General features: G+C 42.1%; 8 protein-coding genes. All 8 read right to left on the bottom strand.

Annotated features, from left to right (window positions below):
- A partial coding sequence (locus tag JWQ85_RS12775; RefSeq protein ID WP_299468516.1) for a glycosyl hydrolase family 18 protein occupies positions 1–1,514 on the bottom strand: 1,514 nt, incomplete at its 3' end.
- A 46-nt stretch (positions 1,515–1,560) separates the two neighbouring features.
- Positions 1,561–1,722 carry a FeoB-associated Cys-rich membrane protein gene (locus JWQ85_RS12770; RefSeq protein WP_299468514.1) on the bottom strand — a complete coding sequence of 54 codons (162 nt, stop codon included), beginning with the start codon at positions 1,720–1,722 and terminating at the stop codon, positions 1,561–1,563.
- Between the two features lie 264 nt (positions 1,723–1,986).
- A complete protein-coding gene (locus JWQ85_RS12765) occupies positions 1,987–3,183 on the bottom strand; it encodes a hypothetical protein (protein WP_299468512.1) in 1,197 nt (398 codons plus the stop codon).
- Positions 3,184–3,194: 11 nt separating this feature from the next.
- A complete protein-coding gene (locus JWQ85_RS12760; protein WP_299468510.1) occupies positions 3,195–3,839 on the bottom strand; it encodes a hypothetical protein in 645 nt (214 codons plus the stop codon).
- 6 nt (positions 3,840–3,845) lie between these two features.
- A complete protein-coding gene (locus tag JWQ85_RS12755; protein WP_299468508.1) occupies positions 3,846–4,694 on the bottom strand; it encodes a GMP synthase in 849 nt (282 codons plus the stop codon).
- 6 nt (positions 4,695–4,700) lie between these two features.
- Entirely contained in the window at positions 4,701–5,798 is a 1,098-nt protein-coding gene (locus JWQ85_RS12750) for a carboxylate-amine ligase (RefSeq protein WP_299468506.1), read from the bottom strand.
- A gap of 13 nt (positions 5,799–5,811) precedes the next feature.
- Positions 5,812–6,270 carry a DUF4262 domain-containing protein gene (locus JWQ85_RS12745; protein ID WP_299468504.1) on the bottom strand — a complete coding sequence of 153 codons (459 nt, stop codon included), beginning with the start codon at positions 6,268–6,270 and terminating at the stop codon, positions 5,812–5,814.
- Positions 6,271–6,427: 157 nt separating this feature from the next.
- The coding region (locus JWQ85_RS12740) for a hypothetical protein (RefSeq protein ID WP_299468502.1) at positions 6,428–7,337 on the bottom strand (910 nt) is incomplete at its 5' end.

Here is a 7,337-nt window from a genome sequence, read left to right as displayed (position 1 = left end):
GGGGTAAAATCCGGGTCGGGCCCATCATCAAAGGTTAAAACTACTTTACCTGGCTTATACCCATAACGGCGTATAACGTATTTGGTGGGTAACTCTATATATTTTTGATTGGTAATTGTATAGGTCAACTTATCAAGCGATACATTAATTTTGCCTGTATGTGGCACGGTTACCAGATCCAACACCTCGCCGCCTACACCGGCATAATCTATCTTGCTATTTAAGCCAACGGTGTCCAGTCTCTTTAATTCGATACCGGTTTTTCTTAACGAATCAATTGAAAGGTTCTTTTGGAAAAATGTCCATAAGCGCGGGTCTTCTGCACCAAGGCGCCACAAGGCAACACCACCGGTAGCCCAATCATCTGCCATGCGGATGATATTGAAGTTTGTAGCAGCATCGGCAAAATAAACAGTGTGGTTAAGACTATCGGTACCCAGGTAAGTATAATGCAAATTTGCCGACTGCGGGTCGTAAACTATTTTGCTGCCTTTTTCTTGCGCCGTACTAATGGCTTGCGGATAACCAATAGCGGTACCCACACTACTTTCGGGCCAATCGTAACCACCCGCTGCAACAGTAAGTATAACTTTTTCGCTTGGTATGGTAGTGCACACCTGGTCCAGAATTTCTTCTACCCAATGCTGGTGCGATACATCGCCCGCGTTACTGCCATCGTAATGCTGGTCAATAGCCATTACAAACAAAAAGTCGTTAACGTGTTGTAATCGTTTTAAGTCGTACTCTTCGTCATTAGGAAGAACATTTTGCGTTACCAGTAAATTTTTGGCGTGGAATATCCGGTAAAGATCGTTCTGGAAAGCAATATACTCTTTGCTGTTACGATCTTTTATATCTTCCAGGTCTACATTTATACCATTAAAATTATAATGCTGAAGTTTAGCTGCAAGGTTGTTAATGAATGCTATACGCAGTTTTTTATTTTTAAAGATCCGTGCAACATCTTTACTGTCATAACCACCCCTTACGTTATCATAATTAACATAATTAGATAGCGTTACCAGTACCTGTTTTTTGTATTTTTTGTTAAGATTGATAAGGCCGGTATCAATAGTCATTTTAATTGTATCGGCATTGGGCGAAAAGGAAAAGCCCTCGGTAACTACCATATCCAGGCGGGGCAAAAAATCTTTAAGAGAGTAATAGGCCTGTGGTTCCCAGGCTTTATAAAAGCCGGCGTTTATGCGATTGTCGTTATTGGGGTGTTTAAGCTGATGCAGGCGCCTTGCTTTGGCCAATACTTCTATTTCGGCCTTTTCTATTTTAAAATCTTTGTATTTTTTTGATTTTTTTAGCTCCTCGAGCTCTTTCTTCGATATTTTTTTTGGAGCCGGGTCAAGGTTAGGGAGTATAGGATACTCGGTTGAGGTAACTGTTATAACAGCCGCAACAGCACCAACAATTAATATGACTAATATAATACGGCTAAGCCATTTAAAACGGTTCCACCTGCCGGGGTTATCGGCTTGAAATATCTGCTTATTAGAAGACATGAAGGGGCTTTAAAATATTAAATTTAATGACAAGATAACAATGCAATTATTTGGTTTGTTTAGCTGCATCAATAGCAGAAAGATCAACCCCACATTTACAATTGCTGCCGCAGCTTTTATTAGAAAACAAGCTTTTATACAGTAAACGGCCAACGTAAAAAACTGCTGCAATAAATAATACAATGATAATAATTGCCTGTATGTTCATGTCGCAAAATTAATACTTTATTTATATACGTATACATTATAAAAATAGTATAAAGTTTATTTCCTTTAAGGCGGCAGATCATTGCCAGGCCAATCAACTCTTTTAAAGGAGGCCCCTACGGAGCCTGATGTTGGCCGTTAGGTTTTCTATAAACAGGGTGCTCCTAACGGAGCTTTCTTCATTTTAACTTCGTAGGAGTTTCGTGCTTATAGAAAGATAATAAAGATATAATGGGCTCCATAGGTGCCCCATATTTTCTTGCTTTTATTTATGCATAAATGCTACTGTGCCGCCTACCCAGTCAAAATCTTTATTGTACCTAACACCTATCATTTTACCACGGCTTAGCCTGGAAAGGTTTACGGCAAGTGTAGGTTTGGCATCGCCATCGGGCCATAAATAAAGCAGGCGGATCTCCATTTTTACGCCGCCATCCGGTGCCTGCAATACGGGTTCGTAGGTAACTTTTTCCTGCAGTATCCAATTTTCGGGGTCTTTTATCTTTTCAATATCGCCATCCATAATATCAATGATGACACCTTGCCCGGCAAATGAGAATAGGGGCTTAAGTACATAATTTTGCAGGTCTTCGGGCATTTCGCTTACCTCGTGCAAAAAGTGTGTTTTAGGGATGTGATCGCCTTCTAAAAAGGGCATGGTAAACTTACTGATGCGATAGAACCAGTTTGGATGAGCTACCCATTCTACATCAAGCGGCTGGCGTATATCTACTACCGTTTTTAATATGTCAGGGTCGCTTTCTATCTCGTCAAATATTAAGCGGTTATATATACGGCGAATGCGTTTCTTTTCGCCCGCGGCAGTTTTATAAAACAGCTGGTCGCCTTCCTGTATCAAGTCGGCAAGGGAAACAACCGAGATACCGATATAACCCTCGGTTATATAAAAATCGACAGCGGTTTTTTGGTTGGGAGCATCTACATCCATCAGCACCACTTCATCCGGCTGATAGGGGCCTATGATGGTTTTTCTTAGCAGCTCTAAGTAGCTGCTTTTGCTTAGTCCATTAAAAAAGATGGTTTGGTTGCCGGGGATATTAAAGGCATGCCTGTAGTTTTCTGCCAGATGCACCTGAAACCCATATAGCGAAGGGAAGCCCTGCATCTCTATTAATTTCGGCACAATATTACCCGCATTATCCTTGCAAACCCCAAAATCTAACGCTATAAAATGCGAGTGGCCGTTCTCGTTAGCTACCCGCCATTTTTCGGGGATGGCACGTTCGCTTAATTCTTTAAAGCCGGGTTTTAATATGGTTTCTATTATCGCCTCCCCAGCCTGTAAAAGCTTATCTCTAAAATCATCCGTTAAAAAAACAGGCGTTTCTGCAATGCGAAACTCAACAGAATTTTTAAGGCCGGCATTAAGGTCTACCAAAAAATCAGCATACTTTTCCTCGGTAAAGTTTTGGTTGAAAGTTGTTCTGATAGTTGGATTCATAAGCAATATGTTTAATTCTTCTTTTTAAATGATGCTAAGGCTTCATTAAATCCGTCGGAATAATCTTTTATTGTTTCTGATTTTATTTTTGGCCATTGGGCCTTATCAATACTTAAGTTTTTAGGTTCGGCTTTGCCCCCTAAACTTGCCGACATTGCATCCATTCCACTTAAATTTATCCAGCGTTGGTCGTAAAGCTCGTCGTTACTTTCAACAAAGGCTATAATCTTTGGAATAGTTTTCTCTAACATATCAAGATTGGCAAAGGCATATTCGTTAATGCTCGGGCCAAATAGTTGGTTGTATTGAGCCGCAGATGCTGTTTTATCAGCGCATCTGTTAACATCGTACCGGGCCCTTAGTTGTGCAAGATAAAACCAATAGGTTGCATCATCTTTTTTGTTTTTCTGAAAAAGGGCATATGATAAAGCATATAAAACTGGTGGAATATATATGTTTGGATTTTTTTGAACGGAATCAATAAGACTTTGCTTCTGAGTAAAGCTCTCACTCATTAATTGTTCCATGATTTTACTATCCCGTGTTGTATTTATTTCTTTATAAACGCCTTTAGGTTCAACCTGATGATTTTCGCCATTTTGCGATTTAGCTGAAATAGCGGCAAGCAAAAAGAAAAGTCCTATGATTTTTTTCATTACAAGTTAGGATAGGTTGCTGTACTGTTCCTGGTACCTCAAAATCGCTTCATCCAAAAAATTAGGGATGATGGTTTTTTGTGTACTTGCTATTTTATCCGGGTCATCTAACCGTTCCAGCATTTCTTTGTATTTGTTCTCGCCGTGTTCGTTTATTACTTCGTCCTTCTTATCCTCACGCAGCAACATGTTTTTTATACCGTACGCATCTGCTTCGGGATGGAATTGTGTTGCGAAAAAGTATTCGTTAAAACGGATGGCCATTATAGCGCGGGGAAGGTCAACATAGGGGCGCTCTTTCTCCAGCGCCAATACTTCCATACCCAGCTCTTTAAAGCGCTCCCTATTGGGATTGATCACCTGCCAGCTGCGCGAATCTACTGTATAAAACGGGTCGGTAAGGCCTTCAAAAACGCCTTCGTTACTACCGGCCTCAGTTAAGTGTACCGGTAATATCCCGAAAGATGGTGAACGCCTCAGATTAATATCGCCCAACGCATATTTACGGCACATCAACTGGAACGAATGGCATACAAAAAAAACATGCTTCTTCTGCAGATCATCGCTCTTATTGTGTGCTTCCAGTTTATCAATCAGGCGGAAGTATTTCTTCTCCCATTCGGTACCCTCACTATCCAGCGGACTGCCCGGCCCGCCGCTTGATATATACACATCAAAACTTGTATCAGGCACCTGGCCTTTGCGGCGTACGTCAAAAATATGGTAACTTAAATCAAGGTTGTGTTGCACCCTGTAACGGTCCAGTATATCCCGGAAACCACGCATCCCTTCGTTAGCCACCCCGTCGTACAGGTCTAATATGGCTACTCTCACTTCCGGTTTATCTGTGTTCATTTTCTCTTATATTCCCTTTAAAGTTTGCGATGTAATGTAGTCCACCACATCTGCAAAGTTATTGTTTTGATTGTAAATGGCCAGCTGCCTGTCGGCGCCTGTTCCATTCTCCAATATCTTGTGTACGTATTGCAAATCATCGCGGCAGCCCAAGTCGTCTACCACATCATCTACAAAGTCTAATAGTTCCAGGATCAGGGCCCGGGTATTTACCTCAAGCTCCTTGCCAAAATCTATCATTTTGCCATCAATACCATATCGGGCGGCGCGCCATTTATTTTCATTAATAAGCGCACGGTTGTAGGTGATAAACTTCATATTTTGCAGCCTGAGTTTATACAATTTAGCACAAATACATTGAAATAATGCCACAAAGGTCATGGTTTCGTCTATCAGCATTGGGCAATCGCACACACGGAACTCAATGGTTTCAAAGAACGGGTGCACCCGTAGGTCCCACCAGATCTTTTTGGCGTTATCAATACAATTGGTTTTCACCAGCAATTTGATGTACCTGTCGTAATCTTCAATGCTGTCAAAATAATCGGGGATACCCGTCCTCGGGAATTTATCAAATACCTTGGTACGGAACGATTTATAGCCCGTATTTCTGCCCTCCCAGAAGGGTGAATTGGTAGATAGCGCGTAAACGTGAGGGAGAAAATACCTGGCCTGGTTAGCAATATGTATAGCCATATCCCGCGACTGGATGCCCACATGCACATGCAAACCAAAAATAAGGTTTGATCGTGCGGCTTCCTGCAGCTCATCTACAATCTCAAAATACCTCGGGTGGTCTGTTATCAACTGGTGCTGCCAATGCGAGAAGGGATGCGTACCTGCAGCGCCAATGCGCAGCCCAATATCGCCGGCCAAATGTGCCACTGTAGTGCGTAGCTTGCCGACTTCTTTCCGTGCTTCTTCGGTATTACGGCAAATGTGGGTGCCCACCTCCACAACAGCCTGGTGCATTTCAGCCTTTACCTGGTCTTCATGTATTTTTTGCGCGCTGTCAACAATTTTTTGATCATGCGATTGCAACTCCCTGGTCACAGGGTCAATCACCATAAACTCTTCTTCAACACCTAAGGTGAACTCGTTCATAATTGGTTAGGGGTTATTGGTTAATTGAACCTAAAATTGGTTGTAAATCTTTTATATTTTCCGGCCATTCATCCTCCCATGGATAAATGCCTTTTACTGTTGGATAGATGCATTGTATCAAAGGGAAATCATCTCCCCCATAATAGTTTTGTGCCTGCCGTGCATAACTGTAGTAATAAGGTTTGTCTACATCAATAATGTAGCAATCAAAATCATCCAGGATATCAGCTTCAAATTCAAAAGGACTGTATGTTTTCCCTTTTTTTATTTCTTCAGCCATATCATTGATTAATATATGCATCAAATCCTGTTTAAGGCCCACCATTATTATTTCGGCATGACCGTAAGTTTTAAAAAGTCCTATTGAATAACTAAAGCCCGGCCCACTTTCATCTTCTAATATGTGCAGTACTTGTAAGCCATATTGTCGTATATCATCCTCTAATTTTTCGTCTCTTTTTGCCTTATCCACTGACGGGTCTATTAAATTAAATTCATTTTAGCGTTGCCTTCGGCCCGGGCTTTCCGCTTATACTGCACAGGCCTTAGCCGCAAGGCCGGTATCCGCTGCAATCCCTAACGCGGGTATGCAAATAGCGATAGGGTTTAAACCCATCGCTCTTATTGTTTTATTTCTTCGCTGCCTTTTTTGGTGCAGCGGCTTTTGCTTTTTTAGGTTTTGCTTCTTCTGTTATGGCATGGTCTACTTTGCCAACACTTGCACTGGTTTTAGCCGATTTTGCTTCGGCTGTAAGTGGCCTGCCTGCCGCGCCGGCTTTCACAAACTCGCCCCAGGTAAGGTTATCCCTGTTATCTTTTTGTGCTTTAGCGCGTTCAATGGCATAGCTTGCAGCGGTTTCTACCACCCACTCAAAATTGTCCTGGCCAACGCTGGTTACTTCGGCATCAGGGGCGGGGTTACAAAAATCAATAGCGTAAGGTACGCCATCGCGTATTGCAAATTCTACGGTGTTAAAATCGTAACCCAGGTATTGGTTCAGTTGCAATACATATTTGGTAATGGTATCCAGTATTTTTTTAGACGCCGGTGCCTTACCATGCTCGTAACGCAAATGATGCGGGTTGCGTGGCTCGTATTGCATAATGCGTACGTGCTTGCCGCCAATGCAATAACAACGGAAGTAATCGTCAAAAATAATTTCTTCCTGTAGCAGCATTACCAATTGTTTGGTTTCCGCGAATTTTGTCCAAAGGTCTTCTTTGTTACTAATTTTGTAAACATCGCGCCAGCCGCCACCATCAAACGGTTTCATATATGCAGGGAAACCCACGTAATCAAATATCGCATCCCAATCTAAAGGAAAAGCCAGATTACGGAATGATCTGTCGGTTGTGCTTGCCGGATGATCTTTTGATGGTAACAGCGCCGTTTTTGGTACAGGTACGCCCAGTTTAACCGCTAATGCGTTGTTAAAAAATTTTTCGTCGGCGCTCCACCAAAAAGGGTTATTGATAACCGCGGTGCCCGTAATAGCGGCGTTTTTTAACGATGCACGATAAAAAGGGACATCCTGCGAG

It is taken from the genome of Mucilaginibacter sp. (assembly GCF_028288105.1).
GTDB lineage: Bacteria > Bacteroidota > Bacteroidia > Sphingobacteriales > Sphingobacteriaceae > Mucilaginibacter.
The sequence above is the reverse complement of the archived record's forward strand: the minus strand, read 5'-3'. Positions and strand labels throughout refer to the sequence as shown.

Bases quoted from the DNA above. Each gene is read 5' to 3' on its own strand.
- JWQ85_RS12770 (WP_299468514.1), bottom strand. From the start codon at position 1,722: ATGAACATACAGGCAATTATTATCATTGTATTATTTATTGCAGCAGTT.
- JWQ85_RS12765 (WP_299468512.1), bottom strand. From the start codon at position 3,183: ATGAATCCAACTATCAGAACAACTTTCAACCAAAACTTTACCGAGGAA.
- JWQ85_RS12760 (WP_299468510.1), bottom strand. From the start codon at position 3,839: ATGAAAAAAATCATAGGACTTTTCTTTTTGCTTGCCGCTATTTCAGCT.
- JWQ85_RS12755 (WP_299468508.1), bottom strand. From the start codon at position 4,694: ATGAACACAGATAAACCGGAAGTGAGAGTAGCCATATTAGACCTGTAC.
- JWQ85_RS12750 (WP_299468506.1), bottom strand. From the start codon at position 5,798: ATGAACGAGTTCACCTTAGGTGTTGAAGAAGAGTTTATGGTGATTGAC.